Raw genomic sequence first — 20111 nt, 5'->3', positions numbered from 1 at the left:
AGGCAGGCTTCGACAGGGCACAGTACACTGACTACACCCGGCACGAGATGGCGGCCCAGCAGGTGTATGCCCGGCTCAGCGCAGTCGACGCGCCGAGCCCGGCCGAAGTGGAGGCATTCTATGATGCCAATCGAGAAAGACTGCAAGGAGCGCAGAACCAAAGTGATAACCCCTTGGTCATACGCGAACAGGGCCTGGAGTTGGCCAGGGCTACGCTCATCGCTCAAAGACAGGGGCAAGCTCGCCAATCCGTGCGCCAACGTTTGCGCCAGTCGGCTACAGTGGAAATCGCCGACTGAAGGCCCTGCTGGCGAGTCCCCAATGCTGGGGAATAAAGGTTTGGCAAAGTGCCATCAGTTGCCCCGCTTGTGGGGAACCGGGTGGGTACTGTTGCCTGCCGCCATCTGGGTGGTCGCGGCTACCCTTTGCAAATCAACGCGTTACAACGGTGCAACATGACTATTCACGCCTGGCACGAAGCCTGCTCAAGCTTGTACAAGGGCGCACTTCGCAGACCGGGTAACCGGGCAGTTCTAGGGAGTCGACCTTGGTGAACAGAGTATTGGTAGTCGATGACGAACAGACCCTTGCGCAGAACCTGCAAGCGTACCTGCAGGCGCAAGGCCTGGAAGTTCATGTTGCCCATGACGGTGCCAGTGGTATCGAACAGGCTGAACGCCTGGCACCGCAAGTAGTTGTGCTGGATTACCGCTTGCCCGATATGGAGGGTTTTCAGGTTCTGGAGGCCGTACGCAAGAACAGGCAATGCCACTGCCACTTCGTGCTGATTACCGCCCACCCCACCGCCGAGGTGCGTGAGCGGGCCGCCGAACTGGGTGTAAGTCATGTCCTGTTCAAGCCGTTCCCGTTGATGGAACTGGCACGTCCGATCTTCGACCTGATGGGCATCGAGCGCCGGCGCAGGGGCACGGACAACCCGGCAGACGGGTTCGTCGAACGACGCCAGACCAGGAACGAATCGTTCCCCTTGCAGTTGTACGATGGAAGCTGGGTTTTGGCCGACCGCCGCCGTAATGGCGCCAAGCCGCCAGGGCCCGACGACGATCAACTGCTCACAGGGGAATAGCGGCGCCCGCACCCTTGGCTGAGCCAGCCTGCGACGCGCCCCCTGAGCGGAGTCGCAGGCCATGTCAGACGCATTCGATGCATCCCCGAAAGTTCTACAGCCTGCGCTGGCCTCTTCGCGGATAAACCCGCTCCCACAGGGTTCGTGCACTCCTGAAGTCAATGGGGATTTTGTGGGAGCTGGCTTGCCGGCGATAGGGCCGGCACAGGCAAAACAGTTTCAGGCATACCCCCGCGACCTGCTGACCCAGGCCCGGCTCCAAGCCAGTGATGAACGCCTGCTCAACTGCCTTGAACGCCTGGCCTGCGACACCCCCGACACCTTCACCCGCCGCCTGGGCCTGACCCTGCACTACCCGGTGCTGGACAGCCACACCCTGCTGCACAGCAACCCACGCTTCGACAAAGTCAGCCTGGCCGTATGCCTGAAGCGCGAGTTCGTGCTGATCGAGCAGGACGGCCAGCTGCTGGGCGTGTTCGCCGACCCTTTCGACCCGGCCCGCCTGGCCTGGATCGACGACGTGCTGCAAGGCGCACCGCTGTACCTGGCGCATGCGGCCGAGCTGGCCACCTTCCTGGCCCGCCACGAAGAAAGCTTCCACGCCGTCGATGCGCTCGACCATGACCCCGAAACCAGCAGCGAAAGCGACCCGCTGCAACGCCTGTCGCTGGCCAGCATCAGCGAAGACCAGAGCCGCGTGGTCAAGCTGGTCAACTCCACCCTGTACGACGCCCTGAAGCTGCACGCCAGCGACATCCACCTGGGCATGACCGGCCAGGGCCTGACCATCAAATACCGCATCGACGGCGTGCTCAACGGCGCCGGCAAGGCCAGCGGCAGCGCCTTCGCCGACCAGGTCATCTCACGTATCAAGGTCATGGCCGAGCTGGACATCGGCGAAAAACGCGTGCCCCAGGACGGCCGCTTCAAGGTGGCCGTGGGCGATCGGCAAATCGACTTTCGTGTATCGATCATGCCCAGCATCTTTGGCGAAGACGCCGTGCTGCGGGTACTCGACAAACAAGACCTGTCCGACCGGGTCAGCGGTGTGCAGCTGCAGGCCCTGGGTTTTGCCGACGAGACCCTGCGCGCCCTGCGCCGGCTGGCCGCCGAACCCTACGGCATGATTCTGGTCACCGGCCCTACCGGCAGCGGCAAGACCACCACCCTGTACGCCATGATCAGCGAGATCAACCACGGCGTGGACAAGATCATCACCATCGAAGACCCGGTCGAATACCAACTGCCGGGTGTGCTGCAGATCCCGGTCAACGAGAAGAAGGGCCTGACCTTTGCCCGCGGCCTGCGCTCGATCCTGCGTCACGACCCGGACAAGATCCTGGTCGGCGAAATCCGCGACCCGGACACCGCGCAGATCGCCGTGCAATCGGCGCTCACCGGCCACCTGGTGTTCACCACCATTCACGCCAACAACGTGTTCGACGTGATCGGCCGCTTCAGCCAGATGCAGGTCGACCCCTACAGCTTCGTTTCCGCACTCAATGCCGTGCTGGCGCAGCGACTGATTCGCCTGGCCTGCGCGCACTGCGCCACACCTTGCGAGGTGGATGACGACACCCTGTATGGCTCGGGCCTGACCCGCGAGGGCGTGGCCGGCTGGCGCTTCGTGCGGGCGCAGGGCTGCGGCCAGTGCCGCGGCAGTGGCTACCGCGGCCGCAGCGCCATCGCCGAACTGCTGCACCTGGACGACGACCTGCGGCAGATGATCGTCGAGCGCCGCCCGCTGGCGCAGATCAAGACACTCGCCTGCCAGCGTGGTTTGCGCCTGCTGCGGGCCTCGGCCCTGGACCTGGTCCGCGATGGCCGCACCACCCTTGAGGAGATCAACCGTGTCACATTCATCTGATCGATTCTGCGCCGTGCTCGGCGCTGAAGGTGTCGGCCTGGGTCGCTGGCACAACAACCACCATCAATGGCTGGGCAGCCGCGCGTTCACCTGCGACGCCGCGCAACCGGCCTGGGAAGCTGCCGTCGATGCGCTGGCCGCGCTGCTGGCCGAGCATGCCGCACGCGGTGCGCAACTGCGGGTGCTGCTGTCGGCGCGTTACAGCCGCTTCTGCCTGGTGCCCTGGAGCGATGCCATCGGCCACCCGCGCGAGCTCGACGCCTACGCCCGGGCCTGCTTCGAAAACCTGTACGGGCAGCCGCTGGACGACTGGCGCATCGTGCTGTCGCCGGAACCTGCAGGTGCTGCGCGCATTGCCACCGCGTTGCCCGAAGCCCTGCTGCAACGGCTGCAGGCGCTGGCCCGGGAAAGCCGCCTGAACCTGCGCTCGGTACAGCCGTACCTGATGGCCGCCTACAACCGCTGCTCGGCGCAGCTGGAGCAGGGCGATTTCCTGTTCGTGCTGGCCGAGCCACGCCGCAGTGTACTGCTGCTGGCGGCCGGAGGCGCCTGGCAGCAAGTGCTGGCGCAAGGCTGCGCCGACAGCGACCAGGCCCTGCAAGCGCTGATCGAGCGCACCTGCGAGCTGTACGGCGAGCACCTGCCACGGGTCTACCTGCATGCCCCGGGCCGGGGCGACGTGCCGCAACTGGCGGCGGTGCAGCTGTGCCAGCCGGCCAGCGAAACCGACCCGCTGTGCGCCATGTGGCGGGCGGTGGCCTGACATGCGCCGCCTCGACCTGGAATTCCAACCCCGGCGCAGCGGCCCGCTGGCCTGGACGCTGCTGGCACTGACGGGCGCCGCAGTGGCTGCGCTGGTGCTGCTGCAATACAGCCTGCAGGCCGAGCAGGTCGACCTGGAAGCCAGCGTCCACAGCCTGGAGCTGCAACTGGGCCGGCGGCCCGCCACCGTCGCGCCACAAAGCACCGCTGCCAGCCGCGAACAGGCCGAGCGCCTGGCGCAGATGCGCAGTGTCTCGCAGCAGTTGCAACGGCCCTGGCAGCAACTGTTCGCCATGCTCGAAAGCCTGCCGCAGGACGATGTCGCCTTGCTCGGCCTGACCCCGGACGCCCGCAAAGGCCAGGTCCGCATCAGCGCAGAGGCTCGCAACCTGGAGGCGATGCTGCAGTACCACCAGCGCCTGGAGGCCAGTGCCGAGCTTAGCGATGTGTCGCTGCTCAACCATGAAGTACTGGCCGCGCAGCCCGAGCACCCGGTGCGCTTCACCCTTACCGCTACCTGGGAGACTGGCCATGCGCGCCCTTGAATCGCTGAACAGCCTGATTGTCCAGGAGCGCCTGCGCCGCGTCGGTCCGGTCGGCCTGGCGGCAGTCGCTGCGGGCCTGCTGGCCCTGGGCGTGGCCGCTGCCGGTGTGCTGCCACAGTGGCAGAGCGTGCGGGAGCTGCGTGCCAGCGAAGCGGATGCCAGCGTGCAGGTCGGGCGGGTCAAGCGTGGCGAGCTGAAGATCGCCGTCAAACCCGAGCAACAGGCGCTCGACAGCCTGCGGCAGCAATTGCCGGGGCAGCCCCAGGCCAGCGAGCTGATCGAGCGCCTGTACCACCTGGCCAGCGCCGAGCACATCAGCCTGGCGCGTGGTGAGTACGCCCTGGGCATCGACCCCAAGACCCAGCTGGCGCGCTATCAGATCGTGCTGCCGGTGCGTGGCAGCTACCCGCAGATTCGCGGCTTCCTCAAGGGGTTGTTGGGGCAACTGCCAACGCTGGTGCTGGAAGACCTGGAACTGCAACGCAAACGCATCGGCGACAGCGAGCTCAACGCCCGGCTGCGCATGACCCTCTACCTGTCGAGGTCGTGATGAACACACAACGTGCAGTCATCTGGGCCGGTTTCATCGGGGTAAGTGCAGCGTTGGCCTGGGCGCCGGGGCACTGGTTTGGGCAGGACGATGGCGTCGCGGCCTTCGCGGGCTCGCCCGCTCCCACAGGTTCGGCGGCGCCCACAGGTTCTGTGGTGGCGGGCGAGCCCGCGAAAGGGCCGGAGCAGGCCTCCCGAGATCTGTTCCCAACCCAGAAATGGACCAAGCCCCAAGCCCTGGCCACCGTCACCGAACAACCCGTGGTCGCCGCGCCTGTCGTAGCCGCAGCGCCCACCGCCCCTGAGCTGCCGTTCCAGTTCATCGGCCGCATGGGTGAACGCGACGACTTGCAGATATTCCTGCAGAGCGGCGAAAAACTCTACGTCGTGCGCCAGGGCGACGTGATCGAAGACACCTACCGCCTCGATCGGGTCTCAGCCAGCGAGCTGAGCCTGGTCTACCTGCCTTTGCACCAGTCGCAGACCTTGTCTGTCGGGAGCGCACCATGAAGTCATCGAAGCTGTGCAAGCCTGCTCCGTTCCTGCTTGTGGCGCTGTGCGTGGCCATTGCCGGCTGCGGCTCCAGTGCGGTACGCGAGGACAGCGACCAGTTGATGAAGGAGGGCCAGTACGAGGCCGGCATCGCCCGCCTGGAAGAAGCCCTGCGCGATGACCCGCGCGACACCGAACTGAACATCGCCCTGGCCCACAGCCGCCAGGCCGCCATCGAGGCACTGATCACCCAGGCCGACAGCGACCGCATCCGCCACGATTTCGCCAACGCCCGCATGGGCTACGGCCGGGTGCTGACCCTGGAGCCGAACAACCGCCGCGCCCAGGAAGGCATCCGTCAGCTGGAGCTGATCCGCACCCTCGACGAGCGCGTGGCCCTGGGCCAGGCAGCGCTGCGCCAGGGCGACCTGTTCGGCGCCGAGCGCTACATGCGCGAAGTGCTGCGCCTGGACCCGCAAAACCAGAAGGGCATCGCCCTGCGCACCGACATCGAGAACGTCCAGGCGCGCACCGCGCAGCCGTTCCCGCAACTGCGCAGCAAGCTGGAGCGGCCGGTGACCCTGGAGTTTCGCGATGCCAACCTGAAGACCATCTTCGAGGTGCTGTCGCAGGTTGCCGGCATCAACTTCATCTTCGACAAGGACATGCGCCCGGACATGAAGGCCACCATCTTCGTCCGTGACGTGCGCATCGAAGACGCCGTGGCGCTGCTGCTGGAGCAGAACCAGCTGCGCCAGAAGATCGTCAACGACAACACCCTGATGGTGTATCCCGACTCGCCGCAGAAGTCCAAGGACTACCAGGAACTGGTCATGCGCACCTTCTACCTGACCAGCATCGACGCCAACACCGCGCTGAACATGGTCAAGACCATGCTCAAGACCCGCGACGTGTTCGTCGACGAGCGCCTCAACACCCTGACCATGCGCGACACCCCCGATGCCGTGCGGATGGCCGAGAAACTGCTGCAGTCGCAGGACCAGTCCAACCCCGAGGTGGTGCTGGAAGTGGAAGTGATGGAAGTGGCCACCTCGCGCATCCTCGACCTGGGCCTGCAATGGCCCAACACCTTCGGCGTGCTCAACTCCGAGGGCAAGTCGGTGAGTGTGCTCGACCAGCTGCGCGGTATCGACTCCAGCCGCATCAGCATCTCGCCGGCGCCGCAGGCCAAGATCAACGCCTCGGACAAGGACATCAATACCCTGGCCAGCCCGGTGATCCGCGTCAGCAACCGCGAGCAGGCGCGCATCCACATTGGCCAGCGGGTGCCGATCATCAGCGCCACCTCGGTGCCGTCCACCCAGGGCCCGGTGATTACCGAAAGCGTCACCTACCTGGACGTCGGCCTGAAGCTTGAGGTGCAGCCCACCGTGCACCTGAACAACGAAGTGGCGATCAAGATCGCGCTTGAAGTGAGCAACGCCACCCCGCTGGAAGCCACCCGCCAGGGCACCATTCCGGTCCAGGTCGACACCCGCAACGCCCAGACCAGCCTGCGCCTGCATGATGGCGAAACCCAGGTGCTGGCCGGTCTGGTGCGCAACGACCACAACGCCAGCGGCAACAAGATCCCCGGCCTCGGCGACATCCCCGGCCTGGGCCGGCTGTTCGGCAGCAACAAGGACGACATGAGCAAGAGCGAGCTGGTGCTGGCGATCACCCCGCGCATCGTGCGCAACCTGCCGTACCAGAGCCCGTCGGACATGGAGTTCTCCACCGGCACCGAGTCGGCCATGCAAGTCCGCCAGATGGCGCCGCTGCCACCGGTGGATGTCCCTGGCAACGCGCCAACCAGTGATGCACCGGTAGTGGAAAGCCAGATGGCCGTAGTACCGGTAACCGCGAGCCCACGGCCATGAAACGGCAACGCGCCATGCACGGCTTCAGCCTGATCGAGGTGGTGCTGACCCTGGCGCTGCTCGGGCTGCTGGCCAGCATGGCAGCGCCGCTGACCGAAACCGTGGTGCGCCGCGGCAAGGAGCAGCAGCTGCGCGAGGCGCTGTACCAGATCCGCGATGCCATCGATGCCTACAAGCGCGCCTTCGACGCCGGCTACATCGAGAAGCGTCTGGATGCCAGCGGCTACCCGCCGAACCTGCAGGTGCTGGTCGACGGGGTACGGGATGTACGCAGTGCCAAAGGCGCCAAGTTCTACTTTCTGCGGCGTATCCCGCATGACCCGCTGGTGGCGGCCAAGGATGACGACGCCGGCGGCTGGGGCTTGCGTGCCTACGACAGCAGCCCGGACAGCCCGCGCGAAGGCGAGGATGTGTTCGACGTGTATTCCAAGGCCCGTGGCAAAGGCCTCAACAGCATCCCTTACGGGCAATGGTGACAGCCATGAAACGCAGCAAAGGCTTCACCCTGATCGAACTGCTGGTAGTGATGGCGATCATCGCCACGCTGCTGACTATCGCCATGCCGCGCTACTTCAACAGCCTGGAAAGCTCTCGCGAGGCCACCTTGCGCCAGAGCCTGGCAGTGCTGCGCGAATCGCTGGATCACTTCTACGGCGACACCGGCCACTACCCCGACTCGCTGGAGCAACTGGTGGAACTGCGTTACCTGCGCAACACCCCGGTCGACCCGATTACCGAGCGCAGCGATGCCTGGCAGCTGGTGCCACCGCCAGAGGGCGTGGCCGGCGGCGTGGCCGATATCAAGAGCGGTGCTACAGGGAGGGCGCGTGATGGCAGCCTCTTCGCTGAATGGTAAGGCCAATGCCGGCTTCACCTACCTGGGCGTGCTGCTGTTGATTGCAGTCAGCACCATCGCCCTGGCCGCCACCGGCACGATCTGGGCCAGTGCCGCCCAGCGCGACCGCGAACGCCAGCTGCTGTGGGTGGGCAGCCAGTACGCCCAGGCCCTGCGCAGCTACTACCGCGCCTCGCCGGGGTTGGCCCAATACCCGCAGGACCTGGCCGACCTGCTGCAGGACAACCGCTTTCCGCAGGCCAGGCGGCACATTCGCCGGTTATACCCCGACCCGATCAGCAACAGCGACGAGTGGGGCCTGCTGCGCTCGATCGACGGCCGCATCACCGGCGTGCACAGCCGCTCGGACGACACCCCGTTCAAGCGCAGTGGCTTTGGCGCCGAGTGGAGCGGTTTCGAAGGCCTGGAGCACTACAGCGACTGGCAGTTCGTCGCCGAGCAGGCGTTTACCGAAAGCGCCGGCGGCGTACAGACCCACAGCGGCCCGGGAGACACGCCATGAACCGCCTGGCTGCGCTGTGCCTGGGCCTGCTGCTGGTGCTGAACACGTCGGCCAAGGCCGGGGTGGAGGACGAGATGCAGGGCTTTATCGTCGACAACACCATCTCGCACATCGGCCACGACTTTTACTACTACTTCGCCGACCGCCTGCGCGCCACCAGTCGCCTGGACTTCAACCTGGTGGTGCGCGAACGCCCGGATGCCCGCTGGGGCAGCCTGGTCACCGTGGAGTTCGAACGTGAAGTGATGTACCGCCGCTTCCTGCCCCCGAATACCACCGAGCTCAAAGACGAGGCCGTTGCAGCCGCCGACCTGGTCAAGCAGCAAATCATTCAACGCAAGCTGCAACGCCTGCTGCAGGACACCACCGACTTGGAGAGGGACGAGCTATGAACCACCGTATTTCACGTTGCATCGCCGCCTGCCTGCTGGCCAGCGCCTGTGCTGCCCAGGCCACCGAGCTGGTGTACACGCCGGTCAACCCGTCCTTTGGCGGCAACCCGTTGAATGGCACCTGGCTGCTGAACAACGCCCAGGCGCAGAACGACTACGACGACCCCGACCTCAAGGACCGTGCTTCGGCCTTTACCGGTACCACGGCCCTGGAGCGCTTCAGCAACCAGCTGGAGTCGCGGATGTTGTCGCAGTTGCTGGACAACATCAGTAACGGCAACACCGGCAGCATGGCGACCGATGCATTTCTGATCGACGTCATCGACGATTCCGGGGCCTTGAGCATCAAGGTCACCGATCGCGCCACGGGAGAAACTTCGATCATTGAGGTCAGCGGCCTGAACCCCTGAGAGGGAAAGGCTTTTATGTTGGGGAGAGAACACCATGAAACGTCTGCTGAGCACGCTGCTGATCCTCACCGCCCTGGGCCTGCAAAGTGGTTGCAGCCTGCGCGAACCCATGTCGGCCGAACAGGACTCGGAAACCCCGACCCTGACCCCGCGCGCCTCCACCTACTATGACCTGATCAACATGCCACGCCCCAAAGGCCGGCTGATGGCGGTGGTGTACGGTTTCCGCGACCAGACCGGCCAGTACAAGCCAACCCCGGCCAGTTCGTTCTCCACCAGCGTCACCCAGGGCGCGGCGAGCATGCTGATGGATGCCCTGAGCGCCAGCGGCTGGTTCGTGGTGCTGGAGCGTGAGGGCCTGCAGAACCTGCTGACCGAACGCAAGATCATCCGTGCTTCGCAGAAAAAGCCTGATGTAGCGGAAAACATCATGGGCGAACTGCCCCCGCTGCAGGCTGCCAACCTGATGCTCGAAGGCGGCATCATCGCCTATGACACCAACGTGCGCAGTGGCGGCGAGGGTGCGCGTTACCTGGGGATCGACATCTCCCGCGAATATCGGGTGGACCAGGTAACCGTAAACCTGCGGGCGGTGGACGTGCGTACCGGGCAGGTGCTGGCCAACGTGATGACCAGCAAGACCATCTACTCGGTCGGGCGCAGTGCCGGGGTGTTCAAGTTCATCGAGTTCAAGAAGTTGCTGGAGGCTGAGGTGGGGTACACCACCAACGAACCGGCGCAGCTCTGCGTGCTGTCGGCGATTGAGTCGGCAGTGGGGCATTTGCTGGCGCAGGGGATTGAACGGCGGTTGTGGCAGGTGGCGGGGGATGCGGGGGAGGGCAAGGCTACGGTGGACAAGTTCTTGAGTCAGAATCAGCAGCAGTGAATGGGTTTGATGGCCTCTTCGCGGGCATGCCCGCGAAGAGGCTGGAGCTGGCAACAGAATTGTTACTGAAGGCCCACCAGCCTTGAAAGCTTTCCCTAGGGCCGGTAGGCTTCCTCCGCTGCTGTAAATCCAGCAGCCGGGTTTGGTAGCCCGCGATCAATCAAGGCGCACAAGCGCCCGCTCTGCGATACAGTTGGCGCTTTTTTGTGCCCGGCTGTTTCGTTTTATGGCGGCTGTGCGTAGGGCGCCTTCGTGCGCGCCGGTTTCCTTGATTCCCGGTCTACCAACCTGCGTACAGCCGTCACCCTTTCGTTTGGTAGCGATTTGTGGCGGCTCCAGTGAATCAAGGAGCGACACAATGACAAAAGGCTTACCAGATCCTCCCGCACGCGCCACCACGGCGGCCTCCAGTTTTTCCACCTGTGAATGCAGCCACCCGCCATTGTTTGCCGTACGTTCGGGAGTGGACTACGAAGATGCGCTGGTGCATCTGTCCACGCTGCTGAAAGGGGCGTTTGCCACCAATCTCAAGGCGCTGGAACTGGCCAAGGGCACCTGCCGTGACCTGTTGTTGAGCAATGACCATGGGCTGGATTCGGCCAAGGCGGTGCTGGAGGCGTTGCTGGATGGGGTTGAACGGCAGCAGTTGGCTGGACGGGGGAGGGTGGTGTCGGTCTAAGCGCGGTTTGGGTCTCTAAGCGCCTGGCGATAGAGATTTGGCGCCCGTGAGATCGAGCGCCGCGCGGGCGGCGCTCGATCTCAGCCCCCACCCAAAACCCAAGCCATACACCCCCAGCCATCCCCAATCCATCAACCAGATGACGCCCAGCCATTTCTCCCGCACACTGCGGAAAATTCCCAAGCCCGTCTCCCGCCACCTTGCGGGGCACAGCCGGAGTAGCAAATGGCGCGACCACTAATAACAAACGCCCAAGACCCGCTGCACGAATCCCGCCAGGCCCGCCTGAAGCTGGCCAGCGAAGGCGAGCTGCCGCTGGGCATGCTGCGCGACGAAATCGACGCCTCCTGGCGCCGCAGCCTGGGCCATGGCCTGGACAGCCTGCAAGGCGAGCAGGTCGGCCTGGGCCTGGAACAAGGCCGCGACCTGCGCACCCTGCTCGAGCGCAACCGCCTGCTGGTCGACGCGGTCACCCCCGAACTGGATTACCTGGTCGCGCGCCAGGGCCAGGCCGGCATCATCATCCTCGGCGACGCCAAGGCCAACGTACTGGCCATCGAGGGCCAGACCCATGTGCTCAGCCGCGAGGGCCTGCGTGACCTGCAGCCCGGCAGCTGCTGGAGCGAAACACTGCGTGGCACCAACGCCATCGGCACGGCGGTCGTCGAAGGCCGGCCAACGCTGATCAACTGCGGTGAGCACTACCTCGACCGCCTCAGCCCCTTCTCCTGCACCTCGGTACCCTTGCGCGACCCGCGGGGCGAGGTGATCGGCGTGCTCGACATCACCCGCGAAGGGGTGATGGCGCAGCCGCAGGACAGCCTGACAACGCTGATGCTGGCCGCCGGCAACATCGAAAGCCGGCTGTTCGGCCTGTGCCACCCAGAGCAACTGGTGCTGGCGTTCCACAGCCGCCCGCAATACCTCAACAGCGCCTGGCAGGGGCTGCTGGCACTGAGCCTGGACGGCGAAGTGCTGGCGGCCAACGACAGTGCCTGCCAGTTGTTGCAGGTGCCGCGCCATGAACTGATCGGCCGGCACAGCACCGACCTGCTCGGCGAGCGTTCGCCGGCCTTCATCGCGCGCCTGTGGCAGGGCGGGGTGAGCAGCGTGCAGACGGCCAAGGGCGAGTTCTACTTCCGCGCCCTGCAGCTGCCCCGCCATGGCCGGGTCAACGGCAGTCCGCCGGCGAGCAAGCCGACGCTGAGCAGGCAAGCACCCGCACTTGACGCCCTGGCCGGGGGTGATCCGCGCCTGGCGCGCAACCTGCGCATGGCACGCCAGGGGTTGGGCAACGGCCTGCCGGTGTTGCTGCTGGGCGAGACCGGTACCGGCAAGGAAGTCGTAGCCCGCGCCTTGCACCACGCCAGCCCGCGCGCCGACAAACCGTTTGTGGCCGTCAACTGCGCAGCGATCCCCGAAGGGCTGATCGAGTCCGAGCTGTTCGGCTACCGCGAAGGAGCCTTCACTGGTTCGCGCCGGGGCGGCATGGTCGGCCGGTTGATGCAGGCCCAGGGCGGCACGCTGTTCCTCGACGAAATCGGCGACATGCCGCTGGCCCTGCAGGCGCGCCTGCTGCGGGTTCTGCAGGAGCGCCGTGTGGCGCCGCTGGGGGCGGGCGACGAGCAGGACATCGACGTGGCGCTGATCTGCGCCACCCACCGCGACCTCAAGCGTCTGGTGCAGGAGCAACACTTCCGCGAAGACCTGTACTACCGGGTGAATGGCGTGTCGTTGCGCCTGCCGGCCCTGCGCGAACGGGATGACCTGGCTGCAATCATCCAGGGTTTGCTGGACAAGTCCGGCGCCAAGGGCGTCAGCCTGGACCCGGCCCTGGCTGGGTTGCTTGAAGGTTTTGACTGGCCCGGAAATATCCGCCAGCTGGAGATGGTGGTACGCACGGCACTGGCCATGCGCGAAGATGGCGAGCTGTTGCTGACCCTTGACCACCTGACCGATTGCCTGCTGGACGAACTGGCCAGCGCAACGGCGCCTTCCGGCAGCATCAAGGACAACGAGCTGGAGCTGATTCGCGCCGCGTTGACGCGCCACCAGGGCAACGTTTCCGCTGCTGCCGAAGCGTTAGGCATCAGCCGGGCGACGCTGTACCGCAAGCTCAAACAGTTGCGCAGCTGACATGGGCGGCCTGTTCGCAAGGCTGGTGGACTCCAGCGACCCTGTACTCATGCGCCAGGCATTAGCCTGGCTGTATGGTTTCGTCCGACCCCACCGCCGCGCCATCGGCGTGCTGCTGGGCCTGTCGCTGGGCGCCTCGCTGCTGGCACTGGCGCAACCCTGGCTGGTCAAGACGCTGATCGACGAAGGCCTGTTGGCCAAGGACTACCAGACGCTCTGGCACATGGCGGCGATCATGATCGGCGCCGGTGTGCTGGGCACCGTGCTGGCCGGGGTCAACCGCTACCTGCATACTCGCTTGTCGGGGCGCATCCTGTTTGCCCTGCGCGATGACCTTTACCGTCACCTGCAGCAGTTGTCGCCAACGTTCTACGGCCGGCGGCGCACCGGTGACATTCTTTCGCGGCTGGATGGCGATGTGGCGGAGATCCAGCGCTTTGCCGTGGACTCGCTGTTTTCGGCGGTGTCGGCGGTGATCGGCCTGGTCGGTGCGGTGGCATTGATGCTGATGCTGTCGTGGCAACTGTCGCTGCTGCTGGCCTTGCTGATCCCGATCGAGGTGCTGTGGCTGCGCTGGATGCGGCGCAAGGTGGAGCGCGAAGTGCGCAGCCTGCGCGAGCGCTCGGCGGATGTGTCGTCGTTCCTGGTCGAAACCCTGCCGGCGATGAAGTTCATCCAGGCCGCCGGCCAGCAAGATCGCGAGGCAGGGCGCCTGGACCAGCTGGGGCAGGGCTACATGCGCCAGTTGCTGAAGGTGCAGGTGACCGAATTCTTCACCCAGGCCATCCCCGGTACGCTGACCTCATGGTGTCGCGCCTGCGCGTTCCTGGTCGGCGGCTGGTGGGTGATCCAGGGGACCTGGCAGTTGGGGGCGCTGATCGCCTTTTCAACCTACATGGGCATGGCGGTGGGGCCGGTACAAAGCCTGCTGGGGCTGTACGTGGCGGTGCAGCGCATGGCAGTGAGCCTGGGGCGGGTGATGGAGCTCAAGCAGGAGGCCGTGGCCGTGCGCCCGGCGGCCAACCCGCAACCCATGCCCGATGGCCCGGGCGAACTGCGCCTGGAAGCACTGTGCTTTAGCCATGCAGGCCGCCAGGGCGCCGTGCTGAACAACGTGCAGGTGTGCGTGCCGGGGGGGCTGAAGGTGGCCATCAGCGGCGCCTCTGGCGTGGGCAAGTCGACCCTCATCGACCTGTTGCAGCGCTTCTACGACCCTGACGCAGGGCGCATCCTGCTGGACGGCACCGACCTGCGCGAACTGGACCTGGCCGCGCTGCGTCGAAGTATCGCCGTGGTCAGCCAGGACATCGTGCTGTTCCGCGGCACCCTGGCGCAGAACCTGGCCTACAGCGTGCCCGAGGCCAGCCGTGCGGAGCTGGAGCGGGTGGTGCGCCTGGCGCGGCTGGACAGCCTGGTCGAGAGCCTGCCGCTGGGCCTGGACGGCCTGCTGGGCGAGCGTGGCCAGCAACTGTCTGGTGGGCAGAAGCAGCGCATCGCCATCGCTCGCGCGGTGCTGCAAGCGCCGGCGATCCTGGTGCTGGACGAAGCCACGTCGGCAGTCGACGAGTCCACCGAGCGTGAAGTGATTGCGGCTATCGACCAGCTGTTCGCCGGCCGCACGCGCATTTTGATCAGCCACCGCGCCTCGACCCTGGCCGATGCGGATCTGCACCTGCACTTGTCGGACGGCAAGTTGCAGGTACTGCCGCAGGAGGTGATCAGGCATGGGCACTGATCTGCGGATTGGCGTTATCGACAGTGGCTGCTCGCCAGAGCAAGCCAATGGTGCAATAGATGCCCGGCGTTTCTGGCTGGAAGACGGCCAGTTGCGTGAAGGCGCGATGCTGCCCGACCAACTCGGCCACGGCAGCGCGGTGCTTGCCAGCTTGCAACGTGCGGCCGGCCCGGTGCCGCTGCTGGTAGCTCAGGTGTTCGGCGCCCAGGCCAGCACCAGCGCATTGCAGGTGGCGGCCGCGCTGCTGTGGCTGGTGGAAGCCGGCGCTACGCTGGTCAACCTGAGCCTGGGGTTGCAGCAGGATCGGCCGGTGCTGCATCAGGCCTGCGCCGAGGCGCTGGCGGCGGGCGTGCTGTTGTGCGCATCCAGCCCGGCACAGGGCGCAGCGGTGTACCCGGCCAGTTATGAGGGGGTGATTCGTGTCACTGGCGATGCCCGTTGCGCACCTGGGCAATGGTCGTGGCTGGGTACCCGGCAGGCGGATTTTGGTGGCTACGTAGGGGCGGCGGGTAGCGCGGGCGCGAGCCTGGGTTGTGCGGCCGTGAGCGGGAGGATTGCAGCCCTGCTGCATGAACAGCCGGGGCTGGACCGGCATCAGGTTCATGACTGGTTGCGCCATCACGCAGCATTTATCGGCCCCGAGCGACGAGGGGCCAGCCATGCCTGAGCCGCGCATTGTGGTGTTGGGTGCTGGGCCGGCAGGCGCGGCCACAGCGATTGGGTTGCGGCGCCTGGGGTACGCGGTAACGGTCGTTTCCGAATGGCGCCGGTTCGCTGCAGTTGAAGGTGTATCGCAACGGGTGCTTGAGGGCTTGCGCAACGCGGGGCTCGGTGGCGCCTTGAGCCAGGCGGCGATGCCCGCTCACCGGCAGGTGCACTGGAACGGCCAGCACTTGCAGATGAACCAGGAGTTTCTACTCGACCGGCAACGCTTCGACCGCGCGCTGCGCGACGATCTTCTGCGTGCGGGAGTGAGCGTGGTCGAAGGCCGGGTGCGCGAGGTTGTGCCCGGGGACGGCCATTTCGTTCGGCTGGATGATGGGCAAGTACTACCGGCCGATTTCCTGGTTGAAGCCCGCGGGCGCCAGGCCCCACTGGCCGCAGACCGCCGGCGCGGACCGGAAACGGTCAGCCTGCTGAACGGCTGGCAGAGTCTTCCGGGCAAGCCGGCGTCAGCGGTAGAAAGCCTGGAGGATGGCTGGGCGTGGATGGCGCGCCTGGAAGATGGCCGCTGTTACTGGCAGGTCACCCTGGATGCCGCCGGGCTGCCGGGCAAAGCCGGGTTGGCCGATTACTGCGCAGCGCGGCGTGCCCGCAGCGCGCTGGTGGCAGAACTGTTCGACGCCCAGGCGCTGCTGCCCGCGCAGGTGCATGCGCGCAGCAGTACCGCCATTCTTGCCGGTGAATGCGTTGGGCCGGACTGGATACGCGTGGGCGATGCGGCGATGGCGGTTGACCCGCTGTCGGGCAACGGGATCTTTCAGTCGCTGTCTTCGGCGTTGCAGGCACCGGTGGTGATCAACACCTTGCTGCGCAAGCCCGAGCGAGCTGCATTGGCGCAGCAGTTTCACCAGCAACGGGTCGAGCAGCTGTTCTTGCGCTTTGCTCGCATTGGCCGGGATTTCTACACCCAGGAGCAGGGGTGGGCAGGGCAGGCATTCTGGGGGCAGCGCCAAGGTTGGCCGGATGCGCAGCCATTGCATCTGGCGGCGGATTGGCAGGCAGTTCGGGTTGAGCGACGGCCTGTACTGCGTGATGGGCTGGTGGATGCGGCCGAGGTGGTGGTGACGGCGGACCAGCCGTTGGGGGTGTGGCATCTGCAGGGGGTGGAGTTGGCGCCGGTGGTGCGGGAAATACGCAGTGGCCGGCCAGTCGAGGCAGTGTTGTCAGGGCTGGCGGTTGAACAGCAGGTCATGGTGCGGCGGTGGGTGTTGGAGCAGGGGTTGGCTTGATATCGCCGGGGCCGCTTTGCGGCCCATCGCCGGCAAGCCAGCTCCCACAGGTACTGCACAAAACCCAGAATTTGCGCTGTACCTGTGGGAGCTGGCTTGCCGGCGATGGCTGCAAAGCAGCCCCTGGATCTCAAATCAGAAGAAGGTCCCGACAATCAACTGCATATAGGTCCCGGTATCCCGCCCGCCCAGCTGCGTACCACCAGTCGCAGCACTACGCTCCGGCTTGTAGAACCCGACCACCGGGCTGATCAGCAGGTGGTCGTTGACCATCCATTCCACATACAGGTCCAGCTCCCGCCCGCCGAGGTTGCCCTGGTCGGTGTCCAGGGTATCGAAGTCGAAATACAGCGCGCCCACTGTCAGGTTGTCCCGTGGCTTGCCCTTCAGCGCCACGTGGTGCACCTGGCTGTTCTTGTTGAACGGCCCGGCATAGTTGGCTGCCACTTCGCCCTGGAACCAGGTGCCGTAGCCACGGCTCAGGCCATAGAACAACGGGTCGAAGCCTTCCGAGAAACGGCTGTAGCGGTAGGTGGCGGTGGGGGTCCAGGGCAGTTCGGAGAAGGTCCAGTTGCCTTCCAGGTACCAGGCGTTCTCGCGCCCGCCTGTCTTGTCCTGAGTGACGTACTCGGCGGCCAGCTCCAGGTCCTTCACACCGAGGTTGCCGCGCCCGCGCAGGCTGGCGGTGTCCATGCCGTCGCGGTGTTCCAGGCCCAGCAGCTGCGCATAGCGCTGGTCCACGTCGAGCCCGCGGATCCAGCTGAGGCCGACGGTGCCGTTGTCGCCGACATGCTCCAGGTTGGCCACTGCCATTGAGGTATCGGCCTGATAATGATTGTCGGACTTCAGCCACATCAGGTCGCCGCGCCAGCCCTGCTTGCCGCCCAGGCGCAGTACGGCGGTGCGGTCGAAGGCCTTGCGTGCGGCCAGGTAGTAGGCGCCACCGCGGTCGAAGTTGGCACCCAGGTCGACCTTGCCGAGGTTGACCGGGTCACCCTGGATCAGGAAGCCGTCGCCCAGGGTGACCACCTGGCGGCCAGCGGAAATGTCCACGCCGTCTTCGCCCAGTGCCGGGAACAGGTTGGCCGAGCGCCAGCCCAGGTACAGGTCTTCGATGGCGGTACGGCGCTCGTCGCCCAGGGTCAGCCCGGCGGCATCACCATCGCCCCAGGTGGCGGAGCTGAGCAGGTTGAAGGCGCCGTAGAGCGCGCCGCTATCGGCCAGGGCCTGGCTGCCGCTGAGTCCGTATTTCGCGTAGCCCTCCTGCCAGGCGCTGCTGCCCGGCTGGCGGTTGCCGGCCTGGTTGAAGCTTTCGTCGCTGTGGAAAACACCCAACAGGGCTTCGAGTTCGGCGTTGAGGGTGGTGCCGTTGTGGTTGTACAGCTCGTAGGCTTGGCTGGCGGGGGCGGCTAGCAGCAGGGCCAATGTGCAGGCGAGTGTGTGCCTCATGGGTTTGCTCCATGGTTTTTTATTGTTGTTTTTGTAGTGCCTGTACCGGCCTCTTCGCAGCACAAGGCTGCTCCTGCAAGGAATGCGCGACCGTAGGAGCAGCCTTGCGCTGCGAAGGGGCCGGTACAGGAAAATGATCAGAGCTTGATCAACACCGACTTGAGCTCGGTGTAGTGCTCGATGGCCGCAGCGCCCATCTCGCGACCAACGCCAGACATCTTGTAGCCGCCAAACGGCAGCGCCGGGTCCAGCGCGCTGTGGCAGTTGACCCACACCGAGCCGGACTTGATACGCGGGATCATCCTGTGCACAGCCGCCAGGTCGTTGGACCAGATGCTCGCGCCCAGGCCGTAGGGGTTGTCGTTGGCCATGCCGATCACTTCGTCGAGGTCCTCGAACGGCATCGCCACCAGCACCGGCCCGAAGATTTCTTCCTGCACCAGGCGGTGGCGCTGGTCGACATCGACGATCACCGTCGGTTTGACGAAGTAACCCGGCCCGAAGCTTTCACCGCCACAGGCAATGGTCGCACCCAGTTCGCGGCCCAGTTCGATGTAGCCGGTGACGCGGTCCTGCTGTTTGGCCGAAATCAATGGGCCCATCTGCACCGCCGGGTCCAGCCCGCTGCCCAGCTTCATGCCGTTGGCGATGCCGGCGATGTCGGCCACCACGTTGTCGAAGTGCTTGCGGTGCACATACAGCCGCGAGCCCGCGCAGCACACCTGGCCCTGGTTGAAGAAAATCGCCGTGGCCGCACCGGCAGCGGCTTCCTGCAGGTTGGCGTCGGGCATGACGATGGTCGGCGACTTGCCGCCCAGTTCCAGGGTCACGCGGGTCATGTTGTCCATGGCCGCCTTGCCGATCAGCTTGCCGACTTCGGTGGAGCCGGTGAAGGTGAGCTTGTCCACCCCGGGGTGGCGGCTGAGCGCGGCGCCGGCATTCAGGCCGGTGCCGGTGATCACATTGAATACACCGGCCGGGTAGCCGGCCTCGTCTACCAGTTCCGCCAGCTTCAGCACGCTCAGTGGTGTTTCGTCGGCGGGCTTGAGCACCACGGTGCAGCCGGTGGCAAGCGCCGGCCCGAGCTTCCAGCAGGCCAGCAGCAGCGGGAAGTTCCAGGCGACGATGGCACCGACCACGCCCACTGCCTCGCGGCGGATGAAACCGTGGAACTGGTCGTTGGGCATCAACGGCATCGAGGCTTCGACGGTGCTACCCTCGATCTTGGTGGCCCAGCCGGCCATGTAGCGCAAGAAGTCGATGGCCAGTTGCACGTCCATTACCTGGGCCACGGCGGCGCTCTTGCCGTTGTTCAGGCATTCCAGTTCGGCCAGCTGGCGGGCATCGCGCTCCATCAGGTCGGCCAGGCGCCACAGCAGGTTCTGCCGCTCGCGCGGGCGCAGGCGGCTCCAGGGCGAATCATCGAAGGCCTGGCGCGCCGCGCGGACCGCGCGGTCGACATCTTCGGCCTCGGCCGCGGGCACTTCGCCCAGTACTTCGCCGGTGGCCGGGTTGCGGAACGACAGGGTGCGGCCATTGGCGGCGTCCTGCCAGTCGGCGCCAATGCGCATTTTCAGCTTGCGTTCCAGGAAGGCGCGGGTGGCGGGCAGGATGGGCAGTTCGGAAAGCATGGGGGCGGTGCCTCTTGTCATTGGATGTGACGGGCACTGGCGCAATGGCCGTGCCAAGCTGCGCAGATGGCCGCAAAGCGTTGAAGGGGTTGGGGTTTGCCGAGTTGCAAGGTTGTCGTTGCAGGTGTGCGCTGTTGCACATTGAGACGGTGTGAGACGGTTGTGAAACAGTGGCCTCAAGGCCCGATCGCCGGCAAGCCAGCTCGCACAGGTACAGCACAGGTCTTCAAGGCAGTGGTTAATCTGTGGGAGCTGGCTTGCCGGCGATTGGCCTGCGCAGCAGGCCCTGTCTCAGGATGAA

The 20111-nt window shown here is 65.6% G+C and carries 20 protein-coding genes and 1 pseudogene; 19 read left to right on the top strand and 2 right to left on the bottom strand.

The genetic code is table 11. The annotated features are described in order from the left end of the window. From HP547_RS29365 to HP547_RS13800, 19 genes and pseudogenes are all read left to right on the top strand, one after another. Positions 1 to 299, top strand: a pseudogene (locus HP547_RS29365) (peptidylprolyl isomerase); the annotation flags it as partial. 248 nt (positions 300 to 547) lie between these two features. Continuing rightward, entirely contained in the window at positions 548 to 1087 is a 540-nt protein-coding gene (locus HP547_RS13885) for a response regulator (protein WP_172286595.1), read from the top strand. A gap of 61 nt (positions 1088 to 1148) precedes the next feature. Then, complete coding sequence (locus HP547_RS13880; protein WP_256676339.1) at positions 1149 to 2954, top strand: GspE/PulE family protein; 1806 nt, start codon at positions 1149 to 1151, stop codon at positions 2952 to 2954. Next, positions 2938 to 3717 (top strand): hypothetical protein, encoded by a 780-nt coding sequence (locus tag HP547_RS13875; protein ID WP_172223672.1) that lies wholly within the window; start codon positions 2938 to 2940, stop codon positions 3715 to 3717. Before HP547_RS13880 ends, HP547_RS13875 begins: the two co-directional genes overlap by 17 nt. Position 3718: 1 nt before the next feature. After that, entirely contained in the window at positions 3719 to 4261 is a 543-nt protein-coding gene (locus HP547_RS13870; RefSeq protein WP_172223676.1) for a PilN domain-containing protein, read from the top strand. After that, positions 4248 to 4811: a type 4a pilus biogenesis protein PilO gene (pilO, locus tag HP547_RS13865; protein ID WP_172286594.1), complete on the top strand. Its 564-nt coding sequence runs from the start codon at positions 4248 to 4250 to the stop codon at positions 4809 to 4811. Before HP547_RS13870 ends, pilO begins: the two co-directional genes overlap by 14 nt. Next, positions 4811 to 5320 (top strand): hypothetical protein, encoded by a 510-nt coding sequence (locus HP547_RS13860; protein WP_172286593.1) that lies wholly within the window; start codon positions 4811 to 4813, stop codon positions 5318 to 5320. Before pilO ends, HP547_RS13860 begins: the two co-directional genes overlap by 1 nt. Further along, positions 5317 to 7182, top strand: coding sequence for a secretin N-terminal domain-containing protein (locus HP547_RS13855; protein WP_172223686.1), 1866 nt, complete (start codon positions 5317 to 5319; stop codon positions 7180 to 7182). The genes HP547_RS13860 and HP547_RS13855 overlap by 4 nt, the downstream gene beginning before the upstream one ends. Then, positions 7179 to 7658, top strand: a complete 480-nt coding sequence (locus HP547_RS13850) for a type II secretion system protein (protein ID WP_172223690.1) — start codon at positions 7179 to 7181, stop codon at positions 7656 to 7658. Before HP547_RS13855 ends, HP547_RS13850 begins: the two co-directional genes overlap by 4 nt. 5 nt (positions 7659 to 7663) lie before the next feature. Beyond that, a complete protein-coding gene (locus tag HP547_RS13845) occupies positions 7664 to 8038 on the top strand; it encodes a type II secretion system protein (protein WP_172223693.1) in 375 nt (124 codons plus the stop codon). Continuing rightward, positions 8013 to 8540, top strand: a complete 528-nt coding sequence (locus HP547_RS13840) for a type II secretion system protein (protein WP_172223696.1) — start codon at positions 8013 to 8015, stop codon at positions 8538 to 8540. The genes HP547_RS13845 and HP547_RS13840 overlap by 26 nt, the downstream gene beginning before the upstream one ends. Continuing rightward, entirely contained in the window at positions 8537 to 8932 is a 396-nt protein-coding gene (csgE, locus tag HP547_RS13835) for a curli production assembly/transport protein CsgE (protein ID WP_172223713.1), read from the top strand. The genes HP547_RS13840 and csgE overlap by 4 nt, the downstream gene beginning before the upstream one ends. Next, positions 8929 to 9342 carry a curli assembly protein CsgF gene (locus HP547_RS13830; RefSeq protein WP_172223717.1) on the top strand — a complete coding sequence of 138 codons (414 nt, stop codon included), beginning with the start codon at positions 8929 to 8931 and terminating at the stop codon, positions 9340 to 9342. Before csgE ends, HP547_RS13830 begins: the two co-directional genes overlap by 4 nt. A 34-nt stretch (positions 9343 to 9376) precedes the next feature. Further along, the gene (locus HP547_RS13825; RefSeq protein ID WP_172286592.1) at positions 9377 to 10228 is read left to right on the top strand and encodes a CsgG/HfaB family protein; all 852 of its coding nucleotides are present in this window, start codon (positions 9377 to 9379) and stop codon (positions 10226 to 10228) included. A gap of 442 nt (positions 10229 to 10670) precedes the next feature. After that, entirely contained in the window at positions 10671 to 10907 is a 237-nt protein-coding gene (locus tag HP547_RS13820; protein ID WP_172286596.1) for a hypothetical protein, read from the top strand. Between the two features lie 225 nt (positions 10908 to 11132). Next, positions 11133 to 13043, top strand: a complete 1911-nt coding sequence (locus tag HP547_RS13815) for a sigma-54-dependent Fis family transcriptional regulator (protein ID WP_172286591.1) — start codon at positions 11133 to 11135, stop codon at positions 13041 to 13043. A gap of 1 nt (position 13044) precedes the next feature. After that, on the top strand, positions 13045 to 14778 hold the full coding sequence (locus tag HP547_RS13810; RefSeq protein WP_172286590.1) for an ABC transporter ATP-binding protein: 1734 nt from the start codon (positions 13045 to 13047) through the stop codon (positions 14776 to 14778). Beyond that, positions 14768 to 15445: a S8 family serine peptidase gene (locus HP547_RS13805; protein WP_172286589.1), complete on the top strand. Its 678-nt coding sequence runs from the start codon at positions 14768 to 14770 to the stop codon at positions 15443 to 15445. The genes HP547_RS13810 and HP547_RS13805 overlap by 11 nt, the downstream gene beginning before the upstream one ends. Beyond that, on the top strand, positions 15438 to 16730 hold the full coding sequence (locus tag HP547_RS13800; protein WP_172286588.1) for an NAD(P)/FAD-dependent oxidoreductase: 1293 nt from the start codon (positions 15438 to 15440) through the stop codon (positions 16728 to 16730). The genes HP547_RS13805 and HP547_RS13800 overlap by 8 nt, the downstream gene beginning before the upstream one ends. A 135-nt stretch (positions 16731 to 16865) precedes the next feature. On the opposite strand, the gene HP547_RS13795 is transcribed toward HP547_RS13800, so the two are convergent. Further along, positions 16866 to 18179: a hypothetical protein gene (locus HP547_RS13795; RefSeq protein WP_172286587.1), complete on the bottom strand. Its 1314-nt coding sequence runs from the start codon at positions 18177 to 18179 to the stop codon at positions 16866 to 16868. A gap of 137 nt (positions 18180 to 18316) precedes the next feature. Then, on the bottom strand, positions 18317 to 19810 hold the full coding sequence (locus tag HP547_RS13790) for an aldehyde dehydrogenase (protein WP_172232509.1): 1494 nt from the start codon (positions 19808 to 19810) through the stop codon (positions 18317 to 18319). Between the last annotated feature and the right edge of the window lie 301 nt (positions 19811 to 20111).

Origin of the sequence: Pseudomonas sp. CM27, from assembly GCF_013179515.1 — a bacterium.
GTDB lineage: Bacteria > Pseudomonadota > Gammaproteobacteria > Pseudomonadales > Pseudomonadaceae > Aquipseudomonas.
This window is presented reverse-complemented; position numbering and strand designations above follow the sequence as displayed.